29 protein-coding genes are annotated in these 26,411 nt (G+C 71.9%); 18 read left to right on the top strand and 11 right to left on the bottom strand.

The window, feature by feature from the left end; all coding sequences use genetic code 11:
* Positions 1–7 precede the first annotated feature (7 nt).
* The 3 genes from ABFX55_RS20535 to ABFX55_RS20545 are packed head-to-tail and all read left to right on the top strand — an operon-like array spanning position 8 to position 2,113.
* The gene (locus ABFX55_RS20535) at positions 8–382 is read left to right on the top strand and encodes a BlaI/MecI/CopY family transcriptional regulator (protein ID WP_183645379.1); all 375 of its coding nucleotides are present in this window, start codon (positions 8–10) and stop codon (positions 380–382) included.
* Positions 379–1,320 (top strand): M56 family metallopeptidase, encoded by a 942-nt coding sequence (locus ABFX55_RS20540; protein WP_346123304.1) that lies wholly within the window; start codon positions 379–381, stop codon positions 1,318–1,320. Before ABFX55_RS20535 ends, ABFX55_RS20540 begins: the two co-directional genes overlap by 4 nt.
* 43 nt (positions 1,321–1,363) lie before the next feature.
* Positions 1,364–2,113 (top strand): hypothetical protein, encoded by a 750-nt coding sequence (locus ABFX55_RS20545; protein ID WP_346123306.1) that lies wholly within the window; start codon positions 1,364–1,366, stop codon positions 2,111–2,113.
* Positions 2,114–2,122: 9 nt separating this feature from the next.
* Here ABFX55_RS20545 and ABFX55_RS20550 read toward each other — a convergent pair whose 3' ends face one another.
* The 6 genes from ABFX55_RS20550 to ABFX55_RS20575 all read right to left on the bottom strand — a co-directional run bounded on the left by ABFX55_RS20550 (position 2,123) and on the right by ABFX55_RS20575 (position 8,302).
* Entirely contained in the window at positions 2,123–2,569 is a 447-nt protein-coding gene (locus ABFX55_RS20550) for a hypothetical protein (protein WP_346123308.1), read from the bottom strand.
* Positions 2,560–2,733, bottom strand: a complete 174-nt coding sequence (locus ABFX55_RS20555; RefSeq protein ID WP_346123310.1) for a hypothetical protein — start codon at positions 2,731–2,733, stop codon at positions 2,560–2,562. Before ABFX55_RS20555 ends, ABFX55_RS20550 begins: the two co-directional genes overlap by 10 nt.
* Positions 2,734–2,751: 18 nt before the next feature.
* Positions 2,752–3,645, bottom strand: a complete 894-nt coding sequence (locus ABFX55_RS20560) for a TolB-like translocation protein (RefSeq protein WP_346123312.1) — start codon at positions 3,643–3,645, stop codon at positions 2,752–2,754.
* A gap of 49 nt (positions 3,646–3,694) precedes the next feature.
* Positions 3,695–4,876 (bottom strand): MFS transporter, encoded by a 1,182-nt coding sequence (locus ABFX55_RS20565; RefSeq protein WP_346123314.1) that lies wholly within the window; start codon positions 4,874–4,876, stop codon positions 3,695–3,697.
* A gap of 3 nt (positions 4,877–4,879) precedes the next feature.
* A complete protein-coding gene (locus ABFX55_RS20570; RefSeq protein ID WP_346123316.1) occupies positions 4,880–6,550 on the bottom strand; it encodes a discoidin domain-containing protein in 1,671 nt (556 codons plus the stop codon).
* 165 nt (positions 6,551–6,715) lie between these two features.
* Positions 6,716–8,302 (bottom strand): Na+/H+ antiporter, encoded by a 1,587-nt coding sequence (locus ABFX55_RS20575; RefSeq protein WP_346123318.1) that lies wholly within the window; start codon positions 8,300–8,302, stop codon positions 6,716–6,718.
* 85 nt (positions 8,303–8,387) lie between these two features.
* Between ABFX55_RS20575 and ABFX55_RS20580 the strand changes: the two genes are divergently transcribed.
* Positions 8,388–8,561, top strand: a complete 174-nt coding sequence (locus ABFX55_RS20580; protein WP_346123320.1) for a hypothetical protein — start codon at positions 8,388–8,390, stop codon at positions 8,559–8,561.
* Here the strand turns inward: ABFX55_RS20580 and ABFX55_RS20585 are convergent.
* Positions 8,558–9,133, bottom strand: coding sequence for a TetR/AcrR family transcriptional regulator (locus tag ABFX55_RS20585; RefSeq protein ID WP_346123321.1), 576 nt, complete (start codon positions 9,131–9,133; stop codon positions 8,558–8,560). The two genes, ABFX55_RS20580 and ABFX55_RS20585, sit on opposite strands and share 4 nt — an antisense overlap.
* Before the next feature lie 110 nt (positions 9,134–9,243).
* On the opposite strand from ABFX55_RS20585, the gene ABFX55_RS20590 reads away from it, so the two are divergent.
* Complete coding sequence (locus ABFX55_RS20590) at positions 9,244–10,032, top strand: SDR family NAD(P)-dependent oxidoreductase (RefSeq protein WP_346123323.1); 789 nt, start codon at positions 9,244–9,246, stop codon at positions 10,030–10,032.
* 102 nt (positions 10,033–10,134) lie between these two features.
* Here ABFX55_RS20590 and ABFX55_RS20595 read toward each other — a convergent pair whose 3' ends face one another.
* A complete protein-coding gene (locus tag ABFX55_RS20595) occupies positions 10,135–10,953 on the bottom strand; it encodes a PIG-L family deacetylase (protein ID WP_346123325.1) in 819 nt (272 codons plus the stop codon).
* 160 nt (positions 10,954–11,113) lie between these two features.
* Here ABFX55_RS20595 and ABFX55_RS20600 point away from each other — a divergent pair, with 160 nt between their 5' ends.
* Genes ABFX55_RS20600 through ABFX55_RS20610 form a run of 3 tightly spaced genes read left to right on the top strand, consistent with a single transcriptional unit; the run spans position 11,114 to position 13,889 of the window.
* Positions 11,114–11,539: a DUF485 domain-containing protein gene (locus ABFX55_RS20600; RefSeq protein ID WP_346123326.1), complete on the top strand. Its 426-nt coding sequence runs from the start codon at positions 11,114–11,116 to the stop codon at positions 11,537–11,539.
* Positions 11,536–13,203 (top strand): solute symporter family protein, encoded by a 1,668-nt coding sequence (locus ABFX55_RS20605; protein ID WP_346123328.1) that lies wholly within the window; start codon positions 11,536–11,538, stop codon positions 13,201–13,203. The genes ABFX55_RS20600 and ABFX55_RS20605 overlap by 4 nt, the downstream gene beginning before the upstream one ends.
* Before the next feature lie 59 nt (positions 13,204–13,262).
* Positions 13,263–13,889: a class I SAM-dependent methyltransferase gene (locus ABFX55_RS20610; protein WP_346123330.1), complete on the top strand. Its 627-nt coding sequence runs from the start codon at positions 13,263–13,265 to the stop codon at positions 13,887–13,889.
* Positions 13,890–13,989: 100 nt separating this feature from the next.
* On the opposite strand, the gene ABFX55_RS20615 is transcribed toward ABFX55_RS20610, so the two are convergent.
* Together ABFX55_RS20615 and ABFX55_RS20620 are read right to left on the bottom strand one after the other, a co-directional pair.
* Positions 13,990–14,541 carry a dihydrofolate reductase family protein gene (locus ABFX55_RS20615; RefSeq protein WP_346123331.1) on the bottom strand — a complete coding sequence of 184 codons (552 nt, stop codon included), beginning with the start codon at positions 14,539–14,541 and terminating at the stop codon, positions 13,990–13,992.
* A gap of 139 nt (positions 14,542–14,680) precedes the next feature.
* Positions 14,681–17,014 (bottom strand): ATP-binding cassette domain-containing protein, encoded by a 2,334-nt coding sequence (locus ABFX55_RS20620; RefSeq protein ID WP_346123333.1) that lies wholly within the window; start codon positions 17,012–17,014, stop codon positions 14,681–14,683.
* A 110-nt stretch (positions 17,015–17,124) separates the two neighbouring features.
* Between ABFX55_RS20620 and ABFX55_RS20625 the strand changes: the two genes are divergently transcribed.
* The gene (locus ABFX55_RS20625; protein WP_346123334.1) at positions 17,125–17,928 is read left to right on the top strand and encodes an SMP-30/gluconolactonase/LRE family protein; all 804 of its coding nucleotides are present in this window, start codon (positions 17,125–17,127) and stop codon (positions 17,926–17,928) included.
* Here ABFX55_RS20625 and ABFX55_RS20630 read toward each other — a convergent pair.
* Positions 17,918–19,039, bottom strand: a complete 1,122-nt coding sequence (locus ABFX55_RS20630; RefSeq protein ID WP_346123336.1) for a methyltransferase — start codon at positions 19,037–19,039, stop codon at positions 17,918–17,920. The genes ABFX55_RS20625 and ABFX55_RS20630 overlap by 11 nt on opposite strands.
* Before the next feature lie 110 nt (positions 19,040–19,149).
* On the opposite strand from ABFX55_RS20630, the gene ABFX55_RS20635 reads away from it, so the two are divergent.
* The 9 genes from ABFX55_RS20635 to pcaDC are packed head-to-tail and all read left to right on the top strand — an operon-like array spanning position 19,150 to position 25,939.
* Complete coding sequence (locus ABFX55_RS20635; protein ID WP_346123338.1) at positions 19,150–19,593, top strand: 2'-5' RNA ligase family protein; 444 nt, start codon at positions 19,150–19,152, stop codon at positions 19,591–19,593.
* Between the two features lie 49 nt (positions 19,594–19,642).
* A complete protein-coding gene (locus tag ABFX55_RS20640) occupies positions 19,643–19,942 on the top strand; it encodes an NUDIX domain-containing protein (RefSeq protein WP_346123340.1) in 300 nt (99 codons plus the stop codon).
* A gap of 30 nt (positions 19,943–19,972) precedes the next feature.
* Positions 19,973–20,758, top strand: a complete 786-nt coding sequence (locus ABFX55_RS20645) for a class I SAM-dependent methyltransferase (protein WP_346123341.1) — start codon at positions 19,973–19,975, stop codon at positions 20,756–20,758.
* Positions 20,759–20,768: 10 nt separating this feature from the next.
* Positions 20,769–21,914 (top strand): thiolase family protein, encoded by a 1,146-nt coding sequence (locus tag ABFX55_RS20650; protein WP_346123343.1) that lies wholly within the window; start codon positions 20,769–20,771, stop codon positions 21,912–21,914.
* Between the two features lie 7 nt (positions 21,915–21,921).
* A complete protein-coding gene (gene pcaH / locus ABFX55_RS20655) occupies positions 21,922–22,662 on the top strand; it encodes a protocatechuate 3,4-dioxygenase subunit beta (protein ID WP_183645402.1) in 741 nt (246 codons plus the stop codon).
* Positions 22,659–23,195 (top strand): protocatechuate 3,4-dioxygenase subunit alpha, encoded by a 537-nt coding sequence (gene pcaG, locus ABFX55_RS20660; protein WP_346123345.1) that lies wholly within the window; start codon positions 22,659–22,661, stop codon positions 23,193–23,195. The genes pcaH and pcaG overlap by 4 nt, the downstream gene beginning before the upstream one ends.
* On the top strand, positions 23,182–24,654 hold the full coding sequence (locus ABFX55_RS20665; protein ID WP_346123347.1) for a lyase family protein: 1,473 nt from the start codon (positions 23,182–23,184) through the stop codon (positions 24,652–24,654). Before pcaG ends, ABFX55_RS20665 begins: the two co-directional genes overlap by 14 nt.
* Positions 24,651–24,845 carry a hypothetical protein gene (locus ABFX55_RS20670; protein ID WP_346123349.1) on the top strand — a complete coding sequence of 65 codons (195 nt, stop codon included), beginning with the start codon at positions 24,651–24,653 and terminating at the stop codon, positions 24,843–24,845. Before ABFX55_RS20665 ends, ABFX55_RS20670 begins: the two co-directional genes overlap by 4 nt.
* Positions 24,842–25,939 carry a bifunctional 3-oxoadipate enol-lactonase/4-carboxymuconolactone decarboxylase PcaDC gene (gene pcaDC / locus ABFX55_RS20675; protein WP_346123350.1) on the top strand — a complete coding sequence of 366 codons (1,098 nt, stop codon included), beginning with the start codon at positions 24,842–24,844 and terminating at the stop codon, positions 25,937–25,939. Before ABFX55_RS20670 ends, pcaDC begins: the two co-directional genes overlap by 4 nt.
* Positions 25,940–26,411 lie beyond the last annotated feature (472 nt).

Genomic DNA, 26,411 nt, shown 5'->3' on the forward strand with positions numbered 1-26,411 from the left:
TGAGCCCATGGTGCGCGCTCTGGGTGACCTCGAATCCACGATCATGGACAGGATGTGGTCCTACCGCCGCCCCGCCTCCGTGCGTGACGTGCTCGAAGACCTGAGGCGCGAGCGCGAGATCGCCTACACCACGGTCATGACGGTGATGGACAAGCTCCACAAGAAGGGCCTGCTGCGCCGTCACCCCGTCGGCAAGGCCTACGTCTACGAGACCGTCAGCAGCAAGGAGGCCTACACCGCGGGCCTCATGCGCGAGACGCTGGCCAGCGGCGGCAACCAGGCCGCCACGCTCGTCCACTTCCTCGAGCGGCTGAGCCCCGAGGAGGCCGCCGCCCTGGAGTCGGCGCTGCGCGTCTACCCGCCGAAGGGCCGTCAGGAGTGACCGACGCCCTCATCCTCGCCGTCTACACCGTCGCCGCCTGCGCGCTGCTGGCGCGCCCGCTGTCGGCTGCGCGCTGGGCCGAGCGGGCGCCGCGGCTCGCGATCGCCATGTGGCTGTCGGCCTGCGCCTCCGTCGTCGGCTCCGCGCTGCTGGCCGTGCTGACCGCCACCGTGCCCGCCGACGCCGTCGGCCACGGGCTGGCCCGCCTGTTCGAGCTCTGCACCATGATGCTGGCCGAAGGGCCGGGAGCGTCCGCGTGGGCGGCGCTCGGCGCCTGCGCCGTCACGCTGGCGCGGCTGGCGGCGAGCCTCGCCACCGTGCTGGTGCGGGCCAGGAGGGAGCGGGGCAGGCACGCCGCGATGCTCGCCCTGCTGGGCCGTCCCGACAGGGCGCTGGGCGCGATCGTCGTCGACTACGCCGAGCCGCTGGTCTACTGCCTGCCGGGGCGCGCCGCCAAGACCGTGATCACCACCGCGGCGCTCCGCTCGCTCAGCGCGTCCCAGGTGGCGGCGGTGCTGGCGCACGAACGGGCGCACGTGCGCGGCAGGCACCATCTGGTGCTGGCGGCCGGCGAGGCGTTCGCCAGGGCCTTCCCCTTCGTCCCGCTGTTCGACGTGGCCAGGCGAGAGGTGGCGCGCCTGATCGAGCTGCGCGCCGACGACGTGGCCGCCCGCCGCCATCCGCGCGTGCAGATCGCCGCCGCGCTGGTGGGCCTGGCCACCGGCCGGGTGCCCGCGTTCGTGATGGGCGCCGGCGGCCAGAGCGCGCTCACCAGGGTGCGCCGCATGCTGCGCCCTGCGGCGCCGCTGGCCAGGGGCGAGCGGCTGGCGGGCCTGGCCACCGTGGCGCTGCTGCTCGGCGGGCCCGCCGTCGTGGCCGCCGCGCCCGCGATGAGCGCGTTCGTCGCCCACCACTGTCACGCGCTCACCCTGCTGTGAACTACGATCCTTCGTCGTAGCTCCGTCTCGACGAAGGATTCACATGCACGACGTGTTCGCCAGGCTCGACGCCTTCGGCGAGCGTTACCGGCTCGAGCGCGGCCTGATCCCTGACGACGACTGGATCGACTGCTCGCGCCTGCTCGACCCCGGCTCGCCTGAGCTCACCCGCGTCCTGGAGGCGGAGCGGCACGCCAGCGGCCAGGTCTCCGACCACGCCACCGCGCTGACCGTCATCGCCGTCTACGCCGGCAGGGTCACCACGGCCGCGCTGCTGGCGTGGGCGCTGGAGGGCGTGCTCCTGGACATGCGCCCCTCGAACGTCGCCATCCGCCTGTCGGAGCACCACGGGTTCGAGGCGGTGGGCCTGAGGGAGCCGTCGGCCGTCGAGGGTCCGGTGGAGACGCTGGTCGCGTGGGTGCTGCAGGAGCACCTGCTGCCGCTGGCCGACGCCCTGCGCTCGCGCACGAGGGCGGGGCTGCGGCAGCTCCACGGCGGCATCGCGTACGGCTGCGCGGCGGCGTTCTGCTCGGCCAGCCTGCGCGGCGGCGACGTCCACCTGCTGGAGGCGGCCTACCACCGGTTCATGGCGGCGGCGGGCGGCGGCCTCGACCGGCTCGGCACGGTGGTACGGCTGCGGGAGGGCGAGCGTGAGGGCCTGTTCTACCTGCGCGACACCTGCTGCCTCTACTACACCTCGGCCGAGAAGACGCTCTGCGCCAGTTGCTGCCTGGACACCAGGCAGGACAGGATCGCCGCCTACCGCACGGTGCTGAGCGGTCCGAGCTCGTAGTCCTCCTGCTCAGCCGCCGAGCCACGCGTCAAGCCTGCTCAGCAGCGGGCGCTCGGCCACCACGCCCAGCACGGTGCCCGCGAACACGGCCTCGCACCGCCCGCGCCACACCCTGGTCTCGGCCACCGCCCCCGTGACGTCGGCCGCCCACACCACGTCGACGCGGGCGGGCAGGCCGTCGCGCACGCACGGGGAGTGGTTGACGTCCAGCAGCACCACGGCAGGCGGCCCCTCCCTGTAGGCGACGGAGAACGACAGCTCCTCTCCGTACCCGATGGTGGTGCACATGCGCACGGCCCCTGCGAAGGAGCGTTCGTCCGAAGGGAGGGCGTTGATCGCGGCGACCATCTCGGCGACGTGGGTGGTCAGCTTGCGCGCCTCACCCGGCGTCGGTGCGGGCCTCGGCCCTCCCTGCTCGGGCAGCGGGATGAGGAGCTCGCAGAGCGTCACCGACACCGCGCCTCCGCGGGGACGAGCGGTCCGGGCCGGTCTGCCCACTCGTACTGGGCCGGCCATGCCGTCGGGCAGCCGTCCGCGCCGAGCGGGGGCTGCTCGGTCGCCACGGCGCCCGAGCAGCCCGCCACCATCACGACCGCCAGGAGCACGAGCACTGGGCGCATGGGGCGAATGTACCCCGGTCAGCGGACGGCGGTCGGCGATGAGGCGTTCGCGACGAGCAGGCGGGGGGCGCCCGTGCCGTCGGCGGGCACCGCCCACACGTCGGGGCCCTTGGCGTACATGACGGTGCGGTCGTCGAGCCAGGCGGCCTGGTCGTCGACGTGGGCCGGCTCGGCGAGCGGGGTCTCCTTCATGCTCGCCAGGTCAAGGCCGTGCAGCCGCCACTGCCCTCCCGGCATGAGCTTCTTGAACACCAGCCGCCGGCCGTCCGGGGAGAGCGAGGGGCACTCGGCGTTCTCGCGCAGCACGCGCGCCCGCCACCTGCCGTAGTCGCCCTCCACGAGATAGGTTCTGCCCCGGGTGGAGACGGTGGCGTAGAAGCGGTTGTCGTCGCCGGCGAAGGTGACGCCCCAGTAGTTGACGTCGGCCGAGTGGTAGCGGCGGCCGTCCTTGGTCAGCGGGATCTCCTCCATGTTGGTGATCGCGTAACCGGTGCGGTTGTCGAGAATGCCGGTCCAGGTGGAGAAGCCGCCCTTGTTGTAGGAGTCGCCGGTCACGAAGACCGTCCACGAGATCATCCGCCCCGTGGGCGAGACCCTGGCGCGGCTCGGGATCCCCGCGATGTGCAGGCGCCTGGTCTGCTTCATGGTTCTGTCGACCACGACGGCGTAGGTCTTGGCGACCTCGGTGACCAGGCAGACCCCCGTTCCCGCCGCGGTGGCGAACCGCTCGCACCGGGTACGGCTGCCGCGCACGAAACCGCTCGCGTGGTCCCTCACCACGATCTGGCCCGGCCTGGCCAGGTCGAAGGCGGCCTCCTGCGCGGGGGCCACCCTGGCGGCGCGCACCGCGTAGAACAGCGCGCCGCCGCCCAGCACGAGCAGCGTGACGGCGAGGATCAGCGCCTTCCTCATCGGGTGCTCCTTCGCTGGAAATCTCTCGCCTTCAGGCGTGGGGAGGAAGTCAACGCACCACCTTCCAGAATGCGAGGCAGGCCACGATGCCCGCGCCCATCACGGCCAGCCCCGGCACGGGGCCGAAGAACGTCCACGCGGCGCCGTACATGATCGAGCAGAGCATGCGGGCGACGGCCTGCCCGGTCTGCAGCAGCGCCAGCCCGCTGGTGCGCAGGTGTGCGGGGAGCAGCGGGCCCGCGGCGGCCATCAGCACGCCGTCGGTGGCGGCGTAGAAGAACCCGAAGACGCCCAGGACCAGCCAGTACGGCGCGCCGCCGCCGAGGAGCGCGTAGACGCAGACCAGCGCGACGTGGCCGAGCATGAACACCGGCACGCGCCCCCACCTGTCGGCCAGCCGCCCGACGGGCACGGCCAGCAGCAGGTAGACGGCGGCCGTGCCGAGCGGCAGCAGAGGGAAGTGCTCGGGCGCGATGCCCGTGCCCTTCTGCAGGAGCAGGTAGACGAAGGGGTCGCTGACCGTCACCAGGCCGAGCCCTGCGGCCAGGAGGCAGATCCCGCGGAAGCGGGGCTCGCGCAGGAGCGCCAGCGTGACCCTCGCGCGCACGGCGGGAACCGGCACGACGACCGGCGGCTGCTCCCTGACGTAGAGGACCAGCAGCACGACACCGAGGACGGCGATCGCGAAGCTGACCACGAACACCACGTCGTAGGCGCCGGTCGCGCCCAGCACCGCGAAGGCGGCCAGCGGCCCGAGGAAGGCGCCGACGGTGTCCATCGCCCGGTGGACGCCGAAGGCCTGGCCCTGCGTCTCGGGCGAGGCGCTGAGCGAGATCAGCGCGTCGCGGGGCGCGGTGCGCAGGCCCTTGCCCGTCCTGTCGGCGGCGACCACGGCGCCGAGCAGCCCGACCGAGCCGCCAGCCGCCATCAGGCCGAGCTTGCACACCGCCGACAGCGCGTAGCCGAGCCCCGCGACCAGCTTGCGGCGCTGCCAGCGGTCGGCGGCGTGCCCCGCGGCCAGCCGTACCACCGCGGTGACCCCGAAGTAGAGCCCGTCGAGCAGGCCGTAGGCCAGCGGGCTGAGCCCCAGCACGAGGACCGCGTAGTACGGCAGGACCGCGGTGACCATCTCCGAGGAGATGTCGGTGACCAGGCTGACCACGCCCAGTGCCAGCACGTTGGCCGGCACGGCCATGGTCAGCCCGCGATACCGGAATCCCGAGATGTACATCAATCAGTGGCAGGTGTAGGTCGGGCTGGTGTCCTTGACCGCGCCGTCGACGCCGATCAGCTGCCAGGAGAAGGTGCTCTCACCGAGGCTGAGCTTCACCACGCCGAAGGTCCCCGACAGCCGCTTCTGACTGTTGGGCTGCACGTTCTCGATGTTGTACGGCGGAGCGCCGCCCATGCCGCCGAGAATCTCGACGATCCCGTTCGGGTCTGCCTGGGCGCTGGGGCTCTGCGGCCCGAAGCGCTCGTAGTGGTGGTCGTGGCCGTTGAGCACGAGGTCGGCCCGCTTGTCGTAGAGGGCCTGCCAGACCGGCCTGCTGACGGGGTCGTTGCCGTGCTCGCCCGAGCTGAACAGCGGGTGGTGCCAGTAGGCGGCCACGCAGCGCTTGGTGTTCGCGGCCAGGTCGGCCTTCAGCCAGTTGATCTGCGCGCTCTGGTCGAAGGCGTTGGAGTCGAGGGCGACGAAGTGCCAGTTGCCGTGGTCGTAGCTGTAGTAGCTCTTGCCGTTGGGGTAGGCGATCGAGCCGAAGTACGACTTGTAGCCCGCCAGCGAGCCCGCCGGGTCGTAGGTCTCGTGGTTGCCGGGCACGGGCCTGGTCTTGCTCTTGAACGAGCCCCACGTCTTGTCGTAGTAGGCGGTGAAGTCCTGCAGCCTGGCGTCGTCGTACTGGTTGTCGCCCATCGTGATGACGAACTCGGGGTTCATCGACTTGACCACGTTGGCGGTCTTGGGGTGCATGCACGAGCTCGAACTGGCGGTGCACTGGTCGGCGATGTCGCCGGCGGCCGCCACCACGAACGAGCCGCCGCCTGTCGCGGGGCCGACCGTGAGCTTGTCCAGGTTCGGCCCGCCCGTCGCGGCCGTGGCGGTGGCGCGGACGGTGTTGGCGCCCGCGTTCAGCGTCGCGGTGAGCGTGACGTCGGCCCAGGTGCTCCATGCGCCGGTGCCGGGGAAGTCGCGGTTGACGGTGACGCCGTTGACCGCGACGGCCAGCGGGCGGTTGGCCGTGGTGCCGTTGGCGTAGCGCAGGGTCAGGTTGTGGGCGCCCGCGGTGGCCGCGGTGACCGTCCACTCGACGTAGCCGCCCGCCACGTTGACGTAGTCGACGAAGCCGCTGCCGGTGAAGCCCGCGTGGTTGGCGGCCACGCTCGCCTGGGAGAGGGTGGCGTCCTCGGCCTGGTAGTCGGGGCCGGGGTTACCAGGGCCGCCCTCGCCGTAGACCTGCATCTCGTACAGGGAGTAGCCGTAGGAGGTGCCGCGGGCGGTGCCGTACATGCGGACGTAGCGGCCCGAGCCCGACACGGTCAGGTCGTCGGTGCCGCCGTCGCCGCTGGAGGTGGAGTAGAGGGTGGTCCACGCGGCCCCGTCACTGGAGGCCTGGATCTGGTAGGCCTTGCCGTAGGCGGCCTCCCAGGTCAGCTTGACGCGGGTGAGCGGGGTGACGGCGCCCAGGTCGACCTGGAGCCATTCGGGGTCGTGGCCCTCGACCGAGGCCCATCGGGTGGTGGTGAGGTCGCCGTCGAAGGCGCTCTCGGCGCCCAGTGTGGCGTCCTCGACGGAGGAGGCGGTCGCCGGCTTGCCCTGGGAGAGCAGGGATTCGGCTGCGGTGGCGGCGGCGGGGCCGACGAGCAGCCCTGCCATGAGGATGAGGGATAACAGCAGCGCACGCGGCATCGAGGGCTCCAAGGCATGGGGGAACTACTCACGACGCACGGCCGGGGCAGAAAGATCACTGAGCGCGTCACGTCGTCGCCGACGCCGCGCCAAGCCGCTTAATCGGCATCCTGGCAAGCGGTTCGGGCGACTGTCAAGGAAGTTAGGAAACCTTCCTAACTTGAATCAGCGCAGGCTTCTGACATCCAGCTCGCGCAGCACCCTGTCGACCACCTCAGGGTCGACGCCTGGCTCCTTGCGCGCGGCGAGCACGGCCTGGCGCGAGGCCGACAGCATCTCCTCCTGGACCCGGCGCACCCGTCGTCCGCGCTCGACCCGCTGCGCGACGGCCGCGCGCCGCTCGTCGTCGGCCATGTCGGGGCTGATCCGCACCCCCATGTCGAAGGCCCGTCTGACCAGCAGCTCCCTGACCTCCTCCGGCAGTTCCTCCGCGGCGTCGATCTCCTCGAGACGGCGCCTGGCCGCGCGGGTGGCCCGGATGGCGAGCTCCCGCTCGAGCGACTTCTCCGCCTCGGTGTCGGCGCGTACGCCGAGCCTGCTCACCAGCCAGGGCAGGGTCAGCCCCTGCAGGACGAGCGTGGCGAGGATGACGACGAAGGCGATGAAGACGATCTCGTCGCGGGCGGGGAAGGGCGAGCCGTCCTCGGTCTCGAGCGGGATGGCCAGGGCGAGCGCCACCGAGGCCACACCACGCATGCCCGCCCACCACATGACGATCGTCTCGCGCAGGCTGCCGGGGATCTCGGGGTGGTTGTGCGTCGCCTCGCGGATCCTCCTGGCCGCCCATGCGGCGGGCAGGAGCCAGGCCAGCCGTACGAACACGACCACGGCGACGACCGCGGCGCCCCAGCCGAGCATCTGCCACGCCCGCCCCTCGGAGGTGCCGAAGACGTTGTGCAGCTCGAGCCCGATCAGGCCGAAGGCGATGCCCGTGACGAGCGTGTCGACGATCTCCCAGAACGTCGCTCCCGCGAGCCTGCCTGAGACGTCGTCGGGGTTGGCCGTCCGCTCCGACAGGTAGAACGCCGTGGTCAGCACGGCCAGTACACCCGAGCCCCGCAGCTGGTCGGCCAGCGCGTAGCTGACGAACGGCACCAGCAGCGACAGACCGATCTGCAGGGTGGCGTCGGCGACGAAGCCCATCAGCCTGCCGGCCGTCCAGGCGACCGCCACGCCGACCACGACCGCCACCACCGCCGACAGCAAAAGCTCCCCCACCGCGCCCGTCCAGGTGAACGTGCCGGTGACGGCGGCGGCGATCGCCACGTGGTACAGCACGATCGCGGTGACGTCGTTGAAGAGCCCCTCGCCCTCCAGGATCGACACCATGCGCCTGGGCAGGCCGAGCTTGCCCGCCACCGCGGTCGCCGCCACCGGGTCGGGCGGGGCGACCAGGGCGCCGAGCGCGGCGGCCGCGGCCAGCGGCAGCCCCGGCACGATGGCGTGCGCCACGGCCGCCACCGCCGCGGTCGTGACGAACACCAGCGCGACGGCCAGCAGGAAGATGGGCTGCCAGTTGGCCGCGAACTGCCGCCACGAGGTCCGCTGCACCGAGGCGTACAGCAGAGGGGGCAGCACCAGCGGCAGCACCAGCTCGGGCGGGACGTCCACGTTCGGCACGAACGGCAGCAGCGCCATGACGATCCCGAACAGCGTCATGAGCACCGGCGCCGGCAGCCCGAGCCGGTCGCCCAGCGGTACGGTCACCACCGCGCCGAGCAACAGCAGGAACAGGAGCACGAGCTGGTCCACGCTTCGCAGCCTGGCACAACGGGTTCCGCATGATCGCCAGGCGGAAACGCCCGATCAGGAAACAATCCCCCTTCTTGGGGGAGACATGTGGTCGTGGCCGGACGGCGCCCTGCGCGAGCTTCCCCGGCTCGGCCTGCTCGATCGTCATCGGCGCCGGTCGTCATGCCGCAGGGGAGCGCGCAGGGTCCGCACCTGGTGGCGCCCGACCTGGCCGCCGCCCGCGCCCAACTGGAGCCGGGCCTCGCCTGAGGTGGGCTAGGCCAGTCCCTTGCCCGTGCCCAGGCCCCGCAGCAGGGTGTCGACCAGGCGCGTTGCCAGGGTGTCGGCGTCGCCGTCGTGGCTCTGCGCCGCCTCGTGGATCAGCGCGTAGTAGACGCGCCTGGCCCAGTCAGGGTCGACGTCGGCGCGAAGCACTCCTGTGGCCTGGGCGCCGCGGAAGAGCCGGTCGCACCGCGCCTCCACCTCCGCGTGCACCCTGCCCACCTCGGGGTCGGACGACAGCGCCCTGCTCATCGCGAACCCCCAGTCGATCTTCACTCGCAGCACGTTCGCCGTGACCTGGTAGAGCGCGACCAGCGGAGGCGTGGTCTCGGGATGCGCGGCCTCCACCGCCGCGGCGAACTGCTTGGTCGCCCATCCCGCCATCGCGTCGACCAGCGCCTCCCTGGAGGCGAAGCGCCGGTGCACGGTCGTGCGCGCCACCCCCGCGGCCTCGGCGATCTGCTCCATGCTGGCCGCGGGGTTCCTGCTGAGCACCCGCTCGGCCGCCTCCAGGATCGTCCGTACGGTTCGCTCCGCGTCGGACCGCAGCGCACGCGTCGTCTCACTCACACCCCGATGTTACGGCATGGTGGCCACTCGGCTCGAACTTGCGTCATCAGTGTTGCAAGTTATAGGTTCAAGGCATCGGCATTGACGCATCTAAGAGAGGTTTCACGACCATGGATATGCGACTGTCCGGCAGGACCGCCGTCGTCACCGGCGCGAGCAGGGGTCTCGGCCTGGCCATCGTCAAGGCGCTGGCCGGTGAGGGGATGCGGGTCGTGGCCGCCGCGCGGACGATCTCACCCGCGCTCGAGGAGAGCGGGGCGAGCGTGGTGGCGGTGGACCTGTCGACCCCCCTGGGGCCCGCCGAGCTGATCGACCAGGCGCTGGCCGAACTGGGCGAGATCGATCTGCTGGTCAACAACGTGGGCGGCGGCGACGGGGGCGAGGGCCAGCTCGACGGCTTCCTCGGCTTCGGCGACGAGCAGTGGCAGCAGGCCTACGAGCTGAACTTCCTCAGCGCCGTGCGCGCCACGAGGGCCGCCATGCCGAGCCTGCTGCGCCAGCGCGGCTCGGTCGTCACCATCTCCTCCAACGGCGCCCGCATGCCGCACGCAGGACCGATCACCTACACCACCGCCAAGGCGGCGCTGACCGCGTTCGGCAAGGCGCTGGCCGAGGAGTTCGGCCCGCGCGGGGTGCGGGTCAACACGATCTCGCCGGGCGCGGCGCGCACCTCGATGTGGGAGGACCCCAGCGGTTACGGCGCCGCGCTCGCCGCCTCGCTCGGTCTCGAACACGACCAGCTCCTGGCGGCGCTGCCGTCGAGCGCGGGGATGACGACAGGCCGGTTCGTCGAACCGGAGGAGGTCGCCGCGCTGGTGACCTACCTGGCCTCGCCGCACGCGGGAAGCGTCAACGGCGCCGACTACGTCATCGACGGCGGCGCCATCAAAACGGTCTGAGCCACGAGGGGCGGCGAGGGGATGCTCGCCGCCGGGCGCGCCCCCTGCCCGCGCGCCCCGCGCCCGGCGCATCCCCGCGACAGGGCAGGCGACTCTGTCGCGCTAGCCGCGCAGGCCCGCGAACAGGTCGTCCTCGTGGTCGGGTGCGGGGACCTTGCACACCTTCCGCACGAAGGCCTCCGTGGAGAAGACGCGATGCTGGGCCTCCTCCGGCATCTGCAGCAGGAAGATGCTGTCGCCCTGGCTGGCGTGCGCGCGCAGCGCCTTCACCTTGTGCTCGACGTACGGCGAGACGTCGGCCACCGTGGTGATCAGCTCGTCGGGGGTGCCGAAGTCTTCGGGTAGCTCGAGCTCGTCCATCTCCATGCCCGAGGCCCGCATGTAGTCGAACATCTCCTGGACCCCCTTCCTCGACACGGCCGTGTAGTAGAGCTTGTCGGGGATGCCCGTCGACTCGGTGGCCGCCACCGCGATCCTGTGCGCCTGGATGTGGTCGGGGTGGCCGTAGCCGCCCGTCTCGTCGTAGGTGACCACGACCTGCGGCCTGTAGTGCTCCATCAACTCCGCCAGCCTGGCCGCAGCGCGCTCCACCGGCACGTTCCAGAAGGAGTCGGGGTGGGTGTTGCCCTCCCAGCCGTCCATGCCCGAGTCGCGGTAGCCGAGCAGCTCGAGATGCTCGATGCCCAGGTGCGCCACGGACTCGCGCAGCTCGGTCAGCCTGCGCTCGGCGACGGCGGCGTCGTCGTGGGCGGGGTCGCCCGGCTTCACCCCGCCAGGCCCGTCGCCCTGCTCACCGTTGGTGCAGGTGACCAGGACGGTCCTGATCCCCTCGGCGGCGTAGCGGGCGAGGATTCCGCCGGTGCCGATCACCTCGTCGTCGGGGTGGGCGTGCACGGCCATCACTGTCAACTGTCGATCCATCCCTGCATTCAACCTCACGACGCCGACATTTCCCCGGCAGGAGGGGTGCGCATCGGGAGTTCCCGCATTTCCCGGAAAAAGTGCGGAGCCGCCCGTATCGTTCATCTCACTGTGGAGTCGCACCGCCACAGAGGGTGATCGGGAGCCAGGGGAGGGCCGCATGGTGGGTGGCTCAGGGCGTCACGGACCAGCGGGGCCGTACGCGGATGTGGTCCAGGACCGGAGGTTCCGCCTTCTCAGAACCCGCTTCCGCCGTCTGGCGATCGGCATCGTCGCCTCCTTCCTCGGCTGGTACTTCCTCTACATCTCGCTGTCGGCATTCGCCCGCGACTTCATGGCCTATCCGGCCATCGGCAACATCAACGTCGCGCTGCTGCTCGGCATCCTGCAGTTCGTCTCCACCTTCGTCCTGGCATGGCGCTACACCCGCTACGCGCGCAGGATGCTCGACCCGCTGTCGGCGCAGCTGCGTCAGGAGGCCGAGCAGCGCCAGGCCGACCTCGAACGGCACGAGCAGATCCTGGCCGAACGCAGGCGCATCGAGAACTGGACACCCCAGCCGCGGCACGGAAGGCGGCGCCGATGAGCGGGACGGTGCTGACCTTCGGCCTGTTCATCCTCTTCATCGTCATCACCCTCGTGGTCACGTTCTGGGTCAGAGGCAACACCCGCAGCGCCGAAGACTTCTACGCGGGCGGCAGGGCCTTCTCCGGGCCGCAGAACGGCCTGGCGCTGGCCGGCGACTACATGTCGGCCGCCTCGTTCCTCGGCATCGCGGGCATCATCGCGCTGTCGGGCTACGACGGCTTCCTCTACTCGATCGGGTTCCTGGTCGCGTGGCTGCTGACGCTGCTGCTGGTGGAGTTGATGCGCAACGCGGGCAGGTTCACGATGGCCGACGTCCTGTCCTACCGCGTACGGCAGCAGCCGAGGGTCCGCGTGGCGGCCGTCGTGTCCACGGTCACCGTCTCGGTCTTCTACCTGCTGGCCCAGATGGTGGGCGCGGGAGCGCTGGTGTCGCTGCTGCTGGGCGTCTCCACCGACACCGCCAAGGTCGTCACGATCGTCGCGGTCGGCGCGATGATGATCTTCTACGTGATGTTCGGCGGCATGAAGGGCACCACCTGGGTGCAGATCATCAAGGCCGTGCTGCTGATGTCGGGCACGATCGTGCTGACGGTGCTGGTGCTGGGCAGGTTCGGGTTCAACCTGAGCGAGATGCTGGGCGCCGCCGCCAAGGCCAGCGGCCAGCCCGACTTCCTGCGCCCCGGGGTCAGGTTCGGCCAGGACGTCGAGGGCGATCCCGTCAGGACGCTGCTGAACAAGCTCGACTTCATCAGCCTCGCCCTGGCGCTGGTCCTGGGCACGGCGGGCCTGCCGCACATCGTCACCAGGTTCTTCACCGTGCCCGACGCCCGCGCCGCCCGCGCCTCGGTCAACTGGGCGATCGGCCTGGTCGGCGTCTTCTACCTGATGACGCTGGCGCTGGGCTTCGGCGCCACCGCCCTGGTCGGGCGCGAGGCGATCACCGCCCAGGACCCCGCGGGCAACACCGCCGCCCTGCAGCTGGCGCAGGTGCTGGGCGAGTACGTCGGAGGGCCCGTCGGCGGCGACCTGATGCTCGCCTTCATCGGCGCGGTCGCCTTCGCCACCATCCTGGCGGTGGTCTCGGGCCTGGTCATGGCCTCCTCCACCTCCCTCGCCCACGACTACTTCGGCCACGTGCTGATGTTCGGCAGGCCGAGGGAGTCGCAGGAGGTCGGGGTGGCGCGCCTGTCCGCCCTGGTGATCGGGCTGCTGGCGGTCGTGCTCGCGGTGGTCGCCCGGCACCAGAACGTCGCCTTCCTGGTGGCGCTGGCCTTCGCGATGGCGGCCTCGGCGAACCTGCCCGCGATCGTGCTGTCGTTGTTCTGGAAGAGGTTCAACTCCACCGGCGTCGTCGCGGGGGTGTACGGCGGGCTGTCCGGGTCGCTGCTGCTGGTGTTCTTCTCCCCCGTCGTGTCGGGGAAGGTCGACCCGGTCACGGAGGCCAGCCTGTCGCTACTCCCCCGTGGCGTCGATTTCGCCTTCTTCCCGATGGAGAACCCCGGCCTGGTGTCGATCCCGCTCGGCTTCGTGTGCGCGGTCGCCGGAGCGTTGCTGAGCAAGGAGCAGCCCGACACCGACAGGTTCGACGAGCTGTCGGTCCGCTCCCTCACGGGGACCGGCGCGCACCGGGCCCCGACGAGAGGAACAAGGCGGCAGCACTAGCCCGTCGGCGTTCCAGATCCTAGGTTTCCCTTGAGTGCTTCTCGATCAAGGGAGACAGCATGACGGAACTCGCCGAGCGGATGCATCGGACCTTCTTCCGGATGATGTCCCTGCTGTCCCCTCGGGGGCAGGGCGTCTTCCTGCGCCGTTACTTCGACTGGTGGCACCGCACGCCCGATCCGTGGAGGCTCGGGAGCGACGCCTACGAGCGGCACAAGTACGCCATGACGCTGGAGGCGGTTCCCCGCCTGCCGTACCGGCGGATCCTGGAGGTGGGGTGCGCGGAGGGGGTGTTCACCGACGCTCTTGCGCGGCGCTTCCCCGAAGCCGAGATCGTCGGGATCGATATCTCCACGCGGGCCCTGGAGCGGGCCAGGCAGCGGACGGAGCAGGCCAGGTTCGTCCATGCCGACCTCCTGAGCCATCCTCTTGAAGAGGGGTTCGACCTGGTCTTCTGCGCGGAGACGCTCTACTACGTGGGCAGGTCGGGACGGCTTCGCCAGGCCTCGCAGCGGCTGGCGGGGCTGCTGGCCGAAGGCGGGGTGCTGGTGCTGGTGCATCCGTGGCCCGAGGCGGCGAACCTGCACAGGTTCGCCGACGCCGACCGCTCGCTGTCGCCCGTGGCCGACCGGGTCGACACCGGCACCCATCGGCCCTTCGCCGTCGCCGTCTATCGCAAGGCCTGAAGGTCACCTGTCACCGGTGAAGGCCGGCTCGCCGGGCTTCGGCGCCCTGAAGCGCAGCGCCGATCAGACCTCGTCGACGGCGACCTGCCCGTTGGGGCGGTCACTTCGGCTCCGTGGAGTAGACGAGGGAGAGGACGCCGGTCTCGAAGGTGGTGGAGGAGACGAGCTTGAGCGGGATCTGGCCGGCGCCCTCGAACAGTCGGCGGCCGGCGCCGACGACGACCGGGTGCACCATCAGGTAGAGCTCGTCGAGCAGGTCGTGCTCGAGCAGCGACCTGACCAGGGTGGCGCTGCCGCTCATCGCGATGGTGCCGCCGTCCTGCCGCTTCAGCGCGGTGAGCTCCTCGACGAAGGAGTCTCCCTTGATCAGCGTGCTGTTGGTCCAGTCGGCCGAGTCGAGCGTGTTCGAGACGACGTACTTCTTGACGTTGTTGATGTGGTCGGCGAAGACGTCGCCCTGTCCGTCCTTGCTGGGCCAGTAGGCGGCCCACTCCTCGTAGTTGACGCGGCCCATGAGCATGGCGTCGGACTCGGCCATCTGCGCGCCGATCGCGGCGCCCATCTCGTCGTTGAAGTAGGGGAAGTGCCACTGGTCGGGCGACTCGACGACGCCGTCGAGGGAGATGAAGAAGGCTGCCGTGATCTTTCGCATGTCGTCTCCTCGTGTTCCTTGTGGTGTGGCTTCACCCTCTCACCGACAATTTTTTTTGTCAAGAACGAGCAGCGCCTCGCGGTCCTGGGTGGTGGATCGCCGCCGGGGTCAGCCCGACGGCCGCCGCGGCGCGCACGTCTCAGGGGCGCGAGCCGGGCAGGTGCGCTCGCAGGTAGGGGGCGGTGCGGCTGCCGGGCGCGGCTGCCACCTCCTCTGGCGTGCCCTGGGCGACGATGGTGCCGCCCTGCTCGCCGCCGCCCGGCCCCAGGTCGATGACGTGGTCGGCGGCCAGGATGACGTCGAGGTCGTGCTCGACGACGACCACGGTGGCGCCGCCGTCCACGAGGGCGCCGAGCTGCCGCATCAGCACCTCGGTGTCGGCGGGGTGCAGCCCCGCGGTCGGCTCGTCCAGCAGGTAGAGGGTGCGGCCCCTGCCGGTGCGCTGCAGCTCGGAGGCGAGCTTGACGCGCTGGGCCTCCCCGCCGGACAGCTCGGTGGCGGGCTGGCCGAGCCGCAGGTAGCCGAGGCCGACGTCGCGCAGCGTGCCCAGCTGTCGCCGCGCCGCGGGCAGGAAGGCGTAGGCGTCGTCCACCGTCAGGTCGAGCACCTGGGCGATCGTCAGCCCGTCGTAGGTGATCTCCAGGGTGGCCGGGTTGTAGCGGGCGCCGTGGCAGTCGGGGCACGGGGCGTAGGTGCTGGGCAGGAAGAGCAGCTCGACCGAGACGTAGCCCTCGCCCTTGCAGGTCTCGCAGCGCCCGCCCTGGACGTTGAAGGAGAAGCGTCCCGCGTCGTAGCCGCGCCTTCCTGCCTCGTCGGTGGCGGCGAACAGCTTGCGGACGACGTCGAACAGGCCAGTGTAGGTGGCCAGGTTGGAGCGCGGGGTGCGGCCGATGGGCTGCTGGTTGACCCGCACCACCCTGTCGGTCTCGCCGCTGGAGCCCAGCGCGTCGAGCAGCGTGGACTTGCCCGAGCCTGACACCCCTGTGATCGCGGTGAAGACGCCGAGGGGCACGTCGACGTCGAGGCCGCGCAGATTGTTGCGGGTGATGCCGCGCGGCTTCAGCCAGCCGCGGGGCGTGCGGGGCGCACCCACCCGCGCCGAAGGCGTGCGGAACAGGTAGCGGCGGGTGACCGACTCCTCGACCCCCGCGAGCTCGCCGACCGGGCCGCTGTGCAGGATCGTGCCGCCGTGCACCCCCGCTCCGGGGCCGACGTCGACCACCCAGTCGGCGGTGCGGACCACGTCGAGGTCGTGCTCGACGAGGAAGACGGTGTTGCCCGAGCGCTTCAGCCGTACCAGCACCGAGGTCAGCGCCTCGGTGTCGGCGGGGTGCAACCCCGCCGACGGCTCGTCGAGCACGTAGACGACGCCGAACAGGCCCGAGCGCAGCTGGGTGGCAAGGCGCAGCCGCTGCAGCTCGCCGCCCGACAGGGTGGGGCTGCTCCTGCTCGCGCTGAGGTAGCCGAGCCCGAGCTCGACCAGCACGTCGATCCTGGCGATGAGGTCCTGCGACAGCACGGCGGCCGCTCCCTGGCCCTCCGTGTACGGCCTGAGCACGCCTGCCAGCGCCTGGAGCGGCATCGAGGCCAACTCGGCGATGTCGTGCCCGGCGAAGGTGACGGCCAGCGCCTCGGGACGCAGCCTGCGCCCCCCGCACAACGGGCAGGCCGCACCGACCAGGAAACGCTCGGCCTTCCTCCTGCTGGTCTCGCTCTTGGAGTCGGCGTAGGCGTGCAGCACCAGGCGTTTGGCGCTGGAGTACTTGCCCTGGTAGGGCCGCTGGATGCGGTCGGGGTCGCGCTCGGGATGGACGGTCACCACCGGCTGCTCGTCGGTGAACAGGATCCACTCGCGCTGCTCCTCGGGCAGCTCGCGCCACGGCCTGTCGATGTCGTAGCCCAGGACGGCGAGCAGGTCGCGCAGGTTCTTGCCCTGCCAGGCGCCGGGCCACGAGGCGATCGCGCCCTGCCTGACGCTCAGCGAGGGGTCGGGGACCAGCGACTCCTCGGTGACCTCGTAGACCACGCCCTGGCCGTGGCACTCGGGGCAGGCGCCCACCGCCGTGTTGGGCGAGAAGGCGTCGGAGTCGAGCCGCTCCGTGCCCTCCGGATAGCGGCCCGCCCTGGACAGCAGCATCCGCAGCGAGTTGGAGATCATCGTCACCGTGCCGACCGACGAGCGGCTCGACGGCACCGACCTGCGCTGCTCCAGCGCCACCGCCGGCGGCAGCCCTGTGACGTCGTCCACGTCGGGGGTGCCCGCCTGGTGCAGCAGCCTCCTCGCGTATGGCGCGACGGACTCCAGGTAGCGGCGCTGCGACTCGGCGTAGAGAGTGCCGAAGGCCAGCGACGACTTGCCCGAGCCCGACACGCCGGTGAAGGCGACCAGGGCGTCGCGCGGCATGACGACGTCCACGCCGCGCAGGTTGTGCACCCTCGCGCCGCGTACCCGGACGTACTGGTCAGGCTCCATGCGCACGACGTTACCGGCGCCCCGTCCAAGATTCTTCCAAGATTTTTCCGGCCGGATGTCGAGAGAGCGGGCCCCGGTTTCTACGTCTCATGCGAAAAGGAGGAACAGTGATGGAAACGCTGGTCAGTGGGGGCGCGTTCTTCGAGGGGGCGCGCTGGCACGAGGGGCGCCTGTGGGTCTCGGACTTCTGGCGCTACCAGGTCTTCGCGATCTCGATGGACGGCACGGCCGAGCCCGTCGCCGAGGTGCCAGGCGCGCCGTCCGGTCTCGGATGGCTGCCCGACGGCGACCTGCTCGTGGTCTCGATGATGGACAACAAGCTCCTCAGGGTGAGCGAGGGCAAGGCGGTGGAGTACGCCGACCTGTCGCCGTACAGCACGCAGTTCAGCAACGACCTGGTGATGGACGGCCACGGCCGCGCCTACGTCGGGACCATCGACTTCGGCGGGCCCGACACCGTCCTGCTGCGGATCGACCAGGACGGCTCGGTCACCGTGGTCGCGGAGGGGATGCGCTTCCCCAACGGCATGGTCATCACTGACGGGGGCGCGACGCTGGTCGTCGCCGAGTCGTGGGCGGGACGGCTGACCGCCTTCGACCTCGCCCCCGACGGATCGCTGGGCGACAGGCGCACGTGGGCGCGGCTGCCCGAGGGCAGCGCCCCCGACGGCCTGGCGCTCGACGCGGACGGCACGATCTGGGCGGCCGACGCGGGCGGCAACAGAGCCGTCAGGGTCCGCGAGGGCGGCGAGATCGTCGACGAGGTCAGCGCGGGCGAGCTCGGCGTCTTCGCCTGCGCGCTGGGCGGGAGCGACGGGCGCACGCTCTTCCTGTGCACGGCGCCCGACGCGAACAAGGCGGCCGAGCAGCGCGAGGGGAGGATCCTGTCGGTGCGGACGCGGCTCAGCGCTTGACGGCGCGCAGGACGACGAACTTCGGGTCGCTGGCGACGACCTCGCAGTTGCCGAAGAGCCTGCGCAGCTTGGCGTGGTAGCCGAGGTGCCTGTTGCCGATCACCCACAGCTCGCCGCCCCTGCGCAGCGCCGTACGGGATCCGGTGAACATCCGCCAGGCCGTGTCGTCGGTGGTGGCGCGGTGGGTGTGGAAGGGCGGGTTGTTGAGCACCAGGTCGACCGAGCCTGGCTCGACGTCCGCCATGCCGTCGCCCGTCGCGAAGCGGGCGGCAGCCCCGGCATGGGAGCCGAGGTTGGCCTGGTAGGTGGCGCGCGCCGAGGCGACCGCCTGGTGCGACTCGTCGACGAACAGCACCTCGGCCTCGGGGTTGGCCAGCGCCATGGACAGGCCCACCACGCCGTTGCCGCAGCCGAGGTCCACGACGCGCTCAGGGCCTCTGCTGCCCGGCAGGTGGCGCAGCAGGAACCTGGTGCCGATGTCGAGGCGGTCGGCGCAGAAGATGCCGGCGTGGTTGACGACGGTGCGCCCCGAGGCGGGGCCGACGTCGTCGGGCAGGGCGTAGCTGACCGGCCACGGGCTCGGCGTTCTCTGCAGCGCGGGGTCTGGGGCGCAGAAGATGAGGCGCGCCTTGCGCTCGGCCAGGGAGGTCCTGGTGGGGCCGAGGATGCGCTCGAAGGCCCGCAGCGTAGAGGTGTGGATCTCGGTGACCATGCCGGCGCCGACCACGACCGTTCCCTCGTGGACGGCGGGCGCCAGGCGGTGCAGCTGGTCCTCCAGCAGCGCGAGGTTCTTGGGCACCCGCACCAGCAGCGCGTCGACGCGGTCGGGCGGGGTGTCCCTGGTGGACAGCAGGCGCACCTGTCCCTCGTCGATCCCGTTGCGCTTCAGGTTGGCCCTGGTGGCCTCCTGGGTGAGGAAGGAGTCGGTGATCTGGGTGGGCCGGTGGGCGGCCAGCGCGGTGACCAGCGCTCCCCATCGGTCGCCGAACACGACCACGTCGCCATGGAGGGTGTCGCCGAGGTGCCGCAGGAGGTACTCGTCAGCGGCGTCCCACGCGCGCAGCTGGTCGCGGGGGTTGGCGGGGTAGCGGGTCAGGTCGAGCTCGTTCATCGCGCCCCAGGGTAGTGGGGTTCTGACCCACACCTCGACAGTGGTCACGCCGTCACCTGATCATGGATGGACGATGTGAGCTCGTCCGGCGGAGGAGAGGGTGGAACGGCGTGGGATCCTTCGAGGTGGGCGAGACCGCCCTGGTGGTGAACGTGCCCGCCGCCGAACCCGTCGTGGGGCGCTGGCGCGAGCGTCACGACCCCTCCGCCGCCTACGGCGTGGGCGCCCACGTCACCGTCCTCTACCCGTTCCTGACCCTCGGGCGGATCGACGCCGGAGTGCGGGGCGAGCTCAGCCGGCTGTTCGCCGCCCGCCGCGCCTTCGACGTGACCTTCCGCGCGACGGGCCGCTTCCCCGGCGTGCTGTACCTGGCCCCCGAGCCCTCCGGGCCGCTGCGCGAGCTCACCGAGTCGGTCACCGCCCGCTGGCCCGAGGCCCGGCCGTACGGCGGGCGCCATCTGGACGTGGTCCCCCACCTGACGGTCGCCGACGGCGCGGAGGCCGACGTCATGGCGGAGATCGAGGCAGACCTGGTCGCGCGGCCGTGGCGGTGAAGTGGGCTCAGGCGCTGGAGCGGCGCGGCGGGGCGGTCGCGCCGCACGAGTGGAGGAGGGCGAGTCGGCGCTCGAGGCCGCGGTACGGGAGGCCCGCGAGGAGGTAGGCGTGGTGATCGACCCCGCCGACCTGACCTTCGTGCACGCCATGCACCGCGCGCCCGACAGGATGGGGCTGTTCTTCCGCGCCGAGCGGTGGACCGGCGAGCCGTACAACGCCGAGCCGGGAAAGTGCGCCGCGCTCGACTGGCATCCGCTGGACGCGCTGCCCGACGGCCTGGTGCCCTACCCGGAGGCGGCGCTCCTGGCGATCCTGCGCGGCGAGCCGTTCGCGCAGTTCGACTTCTGACGATTCGTTTCCGACAGGGAGGAGGCGCGGGTGCTCGACTACGACAGCGAGGCGGCCCACTACGACGCCACGCGCGGAGGAGAGGTCAGGGCGCGGGCGGCGGCGGAGGCGGTGGAGAGACTCCTGCCCGGCTCGGCGGCCGTGATCGCCGACGTGGCCTGCGGAACAGGTATCGTCACCGCCCTGCTCAGGCGCCCAGGACGGAGGGTCGTGGGCGTCGACAGCTCGCCCGGCATGGCGCGGGTGGCCGCCTCCCGCTTGGAGGGGTCCGTGGTGATCGGCGACGCGACCCGCCTTCCGCTGCCGGGCTCCTGCGTCGACGCCGTCACGATGGTCTGGCTGCTGCACCTGCTCGACCGGGCGACGGCTGCGGCGGTGCTCGCGGAGGCGGCGAGGCTGCTGCGTCCCGGCGGGATGCTGATCACGACCGTGGACAAGAACGACGCCGTCTACGCCGCGCAGGGCGACGCCGCCGCGCTGCTGCGCCCGCTGCGCGAGGCCCGGGGCCCCGCCGAGGCCGACGCCTGCTCGTGGGTGAGCGAGGTGGCTGCGGGCCTGGGGCTCGTGGCGGCGGGCCGTACGAGCTTTGCCGGGTTGGGGCAGGGGCGCAGCCCCAGGGTGTGGCGCGAGCGGCTGGCCTCGCCGCACAACGGCTGGACCGGCGGTGCGCACCCGGCCGAGGTGGAGGAGCTCGACGCCCTGCTGGCCGCGCTGCCCGAGCAGGATCGCCCGCGTCCCGACCCCGTCTACCCGCTGATCGCGCTGGCTTCCACTCACCGGAAGCCGGTGCGTGCGGGCGAGGCGATCGCGCCCTAGCGTCGTCGCTGTGAACGAGGTCTTCGTCGTGGACGCGGTCCGCACGCCCATCGGCAGGTACGGCGGGGCGCTGTCCGGCGTCCGCCCCGACGATCTGGCCGCGCACGTCATCAAGGAGCTGCTGGCCCGCTCCCCCGCCCTCGACCCCGCCGCGATCGGCGACGTGGTGTTCGGCAACGCCAACGGCGCCGGCGAGGACAACCGCAACGTCGCCAGGATGGCCTCGCTGCTGGCGGGGCTGCCGGTCAGCGTGCCCGGCGCGACGGTCAACAGGCTGTGCGGCTCCGGGATGGAGGCGGTGATCCATGCCTATCGCGCCATCGCCCTCGGCGACGCCTCCGTGGTGGTCGCGGGCGGCGTCGAGTCGATGAGCCGCGCTCCGTGGGTGCTGCCCAAGCCTTCGCGCGCCTTCCCCGCCGGCAACCAGGAGCTGGTCTCCACCACGCTGGGCTGGCGGCTGGTCAATCCGCGCATGGCCCCCGAGTGGACGGTCTCCCTCGGCGAGGGCGCCGAGCTGGTCGCCGACAGGCACGGCGTCTCGAGGCAGGCGCAGGACGCCTACGCGCTGGCCAGCCACCAGAAGGCGGCCAAGGCCGACTTCGGCGCCGAGGTGGTGGCCGTCGGCGAGGTCGTCAGGGACGAGTCCATCCGCGAGGACACCTCGATGGAGGCGCTGGCCAGGCTGAAGCCCGCCTTCCGCGAGGGCGGCACGGTGACGGCGGGAAACTCCTCCCCCCTCAACGACGGCGCCTCCGCGCTGCTGCTGTGCGACGCGGACGGCCTGGCCGCCATCGGGCGTGAGCCGCTGGCCAGGATCGCCGGCAGCGCGGTCAGCGCGATCGAGCCGCAGTACTTCGGCCTCGGCCCCGTCGAGGCGATGAGGAAGGCGCTGAGGGGACGCGAGCCGTCCGTCGTCGAGCTGAACGAGGCCTTCGCCGCCCAGGTGCTGGGGTGCCTGGCCGAGCTGCCCGACCTCGACCCCTCGATCGTCAACCCGCGCGGCGGGGCCATCGCCCTCGGCCATCCGCTCGGAGCCTCGGGCGCGCGCATCACCGGCGCCGTCGCCCACCAGCTGGCCTCCGCGGGCTCGGGCCTCGGCCTCGCGGCGTTGTGCATCGGCGTCGGTCAGGGCCTGGCCGTCGTCCTGGAGCGCTGAGGAATTCATGACCCAAGAACGCATTTCCGCCGAGATCGCCGACCTGCACGAGGCGTACCTGAAGGAGGGGGTCGAGCGGCACCATGCCGCCCGCGACTTCGCCCCCTACCGCAGCAGCGCCCTGCGCCACCCGCACCAGCCGCTCGTGGTGGTGGACGACCCCGAGGCCGCCGAGCTGACCGGCCCGGTCTTCGGCGTCACGGACGTGACCGCCCTCGACGCCGACCTCACCCGTCAGCATCAGGGTCAGCCGCTCGGCGAGCGCATCACGGTGACCGGAAGGGTGCTCGACAGGGCGGGGCGCCCCGTACGAGGCCAGCTGGTCGAGGTGTGGCAGGCCAACGCCTCGGGACGCTACCTCCACCAGCGCGACGACCATCCGGCGCCGCTCGATCCCAACTTCACCGGCGTCGGCCGCTGCCTGACCGACGACGAGGGCCGCTACGCGTTCACGACGGTCAGGCCCGGCGCCTACCCGTGGCGCAACCACCGCAACGCCTGGCGGCCCGCGCACATCCACTTCTCGCTGTTCGGCACGGCCTTCGCGCAGCGGCTGATCACCCAGATGTACTTTCCAGGCGATCCGCTGTTCCCCTACGACCCGATCTTCAACTCCGTCCTGGACGAGCGGGCCAGGCAGCGGATGATCGCGGCCTACGACCACGACCTGTCGGTTCCCGAGTGGTCGCTCGGCTACCGGTGGGACATCGTGCTGGACGGCCCCTCCGCGACCTGGATGGAATCATGATCAAACCCACGCCTTCGCAGACCGTCGGCCCCTTCTACGGCTACGCGTTGCCGTTCGCGGGCGGCGGCGACCTGGCCCACGGCGGCATCGTGGTCCACGGCAGGGTCTACGACGGAGCGGGCGAGCCCGTCCCCGACGCGCTGCTGGAGTTCTGGCAGTCGGACCCCGACGGCGGGCTGCGCGGCGCGCCCGGCTCGCTGCGGCGTGATCCGGTGACGGGGGCGATCATCGGCAGGCACGGCCTCGACTTCACCGGCTTCGGCAGGGTCGCCACCGACGCCGACGGGCGCTGGATGCTGCGCACGCTGATGCCAGGACTGCCCTACATCTCGGTCTGTGTCTTCGCGCGTGGCCTGGGACACCACCTCTACACTCGCGCCTATCTGCGTGACGAGCCCGGCGACCGGCTGCTGGCCGCCCTCGAGCCCGGCCGCAGGGCGACGCTGATGGCGGCCGAGGAACGGGAGGGTGTGTACGTGTTCGACGTGCGCCTGCAGGGTGAGCAGGAGACGGTGTTCCTTGACTTCGGCTGATCTCGGGCTGCTGTCGGCGGGCCACGCGGGCTCGGCGGTGGCGGCCGCGACCGGCGACGAGGCCTTCCTCCAGGCGCTGCTCGACGCCGAGGCGGCGCTCACCAGGGCGTGGGCGTCGCTCGCCGGAGGCGGCTTCCAGGTCCCTGAGCAGGCGGGGCTCTGGGTGACCGAGGCCGCCCGTGCGGACCGTTTCGACCTGCCCTCGCTGGTTCTGCGCGCCCGCGAGGGCGGCAACCCGGTGATCCCGCTGGTCGCCGACCTGACCGCCGCGGTCGGCGACAGGGCGGCGCCGTACGTGCATCTCGGCGCGACCAGCCAGGACATCATGGACACCGCGCTGATGCTCGTCGCCCACCGCGCGCTCGGCGCCGTCCTGTCCGACCTGGCCCGTACGGCGGGCGCGCTCGCCGTCCTGGCCGCCGAGCACCGCGACACGCCGATGCCGGGGCGGACACTGACCCAGCACGCCGTCCCGACCACGTTCGGCCTCAAGGCGGCGGGGTGGCGGGCGCTGGCCCTGGACGCCCACGACCGGCTGCTGGCCGTACGGCGGTCCCTCCCCGCCCAGCTCGGCGGCGCGGCCGGCACCATGGCCGCCTTCTCCGCCATCTCGGAAGCCCCTGCGTCGTCGGCGGTGCCGGCTGGTTCGGCGCGACCGGCCGTCGTGGAGGCTCCGGAGAGTTCGAAGTCCTCGGAAGGCCCGGGCGGCTCGGGCGGCGCGGAAGGCTCGGCGGGGTCGGGTGGGGGGCCTGCCGGGGTGGGGCCGTCGCTGGTTGCCGGGTTCGCTCGCGAGACCGGCTTGGCCGAGCCCGTCCTGCCATGGCACGTGCTGCGCACGCCGGTAGCCGACCTCGGCGGCGCGCTCGCCTTCACCGCGGGCGCCCTCGGGAAGATGGCCGCCGACGTGCTGGTGCTCTCGCGTACCGAGATCGGCGAGGTGAGTGAGGCGGCGGGGGGCGGCTCGTCGGCCATGCCGCACAAGAGCAACCCGGTGCGCGCCACCTGGATCGCCGCCGCCGCGCGCAGGGCCCCCGCACTGGCCGCCGTCCTCTACGGCTCGCTGGCCGCCGAGGACGAGCGTCCCTCGGGGGCCTGGCATGCCGAGTGGCAGACCCTGCGGGACCTGCTGCGCCTGGTCGGCGGCGCGTCGAGGGACGCCGCCGAACTGGCGGAGGGGCTGCGGGTCGATCGGGAGCGGATGCGCGCGAACCTCGACCTGACGGGCGGCCTCATCGTCTCCGAACGTCTCGCCGCCGCGCTGACCCCTGTGCTCGGCAGGGAGCGCGCCAGGGCCCTGCTCGCCGGGGCCTCCCCCGGTCAGGGGCTCAGGGAAGCGCTCGAGCAGGCGGTGGGCGACCGGCTCGACCTGGACGACCTGCTCGACCCGACTCACTATCTCGGCTCGGCGCCCGCCCTCGTCGATCGAGCCCTGCGCCGCACCCCGGGAGAGACCCTGTGACCCGCCCCGCCACCACGCCTCGCCGTACCCGAGAGAACCCCGCGACCCTCCGTACCACCGCCCTACGTCTCACCTCCGACCGGCCCGCGGCAGACCCCACCACCACGCGTCGCCGTACCCGAGAGAAGGCCGTGAGCCGCCGTGCCGTCGGCGGGGCCGTGAGCCGCCGCACCCTCGAGGAGAGCGCGTGAGTCTGCCGCATCACCGTCTCGACGGCGGGGAGGGCGGTGTCCCGCTGATCCTCGGACCCTCGCTCGGCACCTCGCTGCGCGTATGGGAGCCGCAGATGGGCGCGCTCGCGCTGCGTCACCGCGTGCTCCGCTTCGACCTGCCAGGTCACGGCGGGTCGGCGCCAGGCGAGGTGGCGACCGTCGGCGGCCTCGCCGAGCTCGTGCTGCGCCTGGCCGACGCCCAGGGATGGGACGACTTCCACTACGCGGGCATCTCGCTCGGCGGCGCGATCGGCGCGCACCTCGCGCTCCACCACCCCTCGCGGGTGAGGTCGCTGGCCATGGTGTGCTCGTCCGCGCGGTTCGGTGAAGAGCGGTCCTGGCTGGAGCGGGCCGCGCTGGTGCGCGACAAGGGCACCACCCCGCTGCTGGAGGGCGCGCGGTCGCGCTGGTTCGCGGGCGGGCCCTCCCCCGCCCTCCTCGACGACCTCGCGACCACCGATCCCCTGTCGTACGCGGCCTGCTGCGAGGCGCTCGCCCGCTACGACCTGCGCGCCGACCTCGGTGGGATCGTCCAGCCCTCCCTGGTCGTCACGGGCCGCGACGACCCCGCCACCCCGCCCTCCCACGGCAGGGAGCTGGCCGACGGGCTGCCCGACGCCACGCTCGTGGAGATCCCCTCGGCGGCCCACCTGGCCAACGTGGACAGGCCCGCGGCCGTCACGGCCGCCCTCGAGGCGCACCTGCGTGCGCCGGTCACCGGCATGGGCGTACGGCGGGACGTGCTCGGCGACGCCCACGTCGACAGGGCGATCGCGGCGACCACGCCGTTCACCCACGACTTCCAGGACCTCATCACCCGCTACGCGTGGGGCGAGATCTGGACCAGGCCAGGACTCGACCGCCGCACCCGAAGCTGCATCACCCTCACCGCCCTGGTCGCGCACGGTCACCTCGACGAGCTGGCCATGCACGTGCGGGGCGCGCTGCGCAACGGGCTCACCCCCGACGAGATCGGCGAGGTGCTGCTCCAGACCGCCATTTACTGCGGGGTGCCGGCCGCCAACTCCGCCTTCGCGGTCGCCCAGCGGGTGCTGAGGGAAGAGGGGCGCTGACCCGCCCGTCTCCGCGGGCGGCCACGCGGTAGGCCGGCCTGTGCAACGCCGCGCCGTCGAGCCTGCTCCGTCACCTGCGCTAACGCGGTGTGACCGGGCGGGCTTCGTAGGCGGCGATGACGAGTTGGGCGCGATCCCGGGCCTGCAGCTTGGCGGCGCCTCCAGCACCGGGACGCCCACGAACGCGAGGATCCGCTGACAGACGGCGGCGGCCTTGGCTTCTGGACGGTGATAGGCGGGCGCGTGCGCAGCACCGCCACCTCATGACGCAGCACATGGAGACTCAGACACAACTCGACTTTAGCGCTTAAGCAATTCGGCGAACAAGTCGTTGACATCTCGTGAATGTTTCGTCATCGTGACGTCTGCAAGAAGCAGGCCACCCAGGTGTACGCACCGGCGACTACTGCGGATGAGCAGCGGGAACAGAGAATCACTCGGGGGAGGTCCTGCCATTTTCCAATGAAGCCCC

Source organism: Nonomuraea roseola, from assembly GCF_039535395.1.
GTDB classification, from domain to species: Bacteria; Actinomycetota; Actinomycetes; order Streptosporangiales; family Streptosporangiaceae; genus Nonomuraea; species Nonomuraea roseola.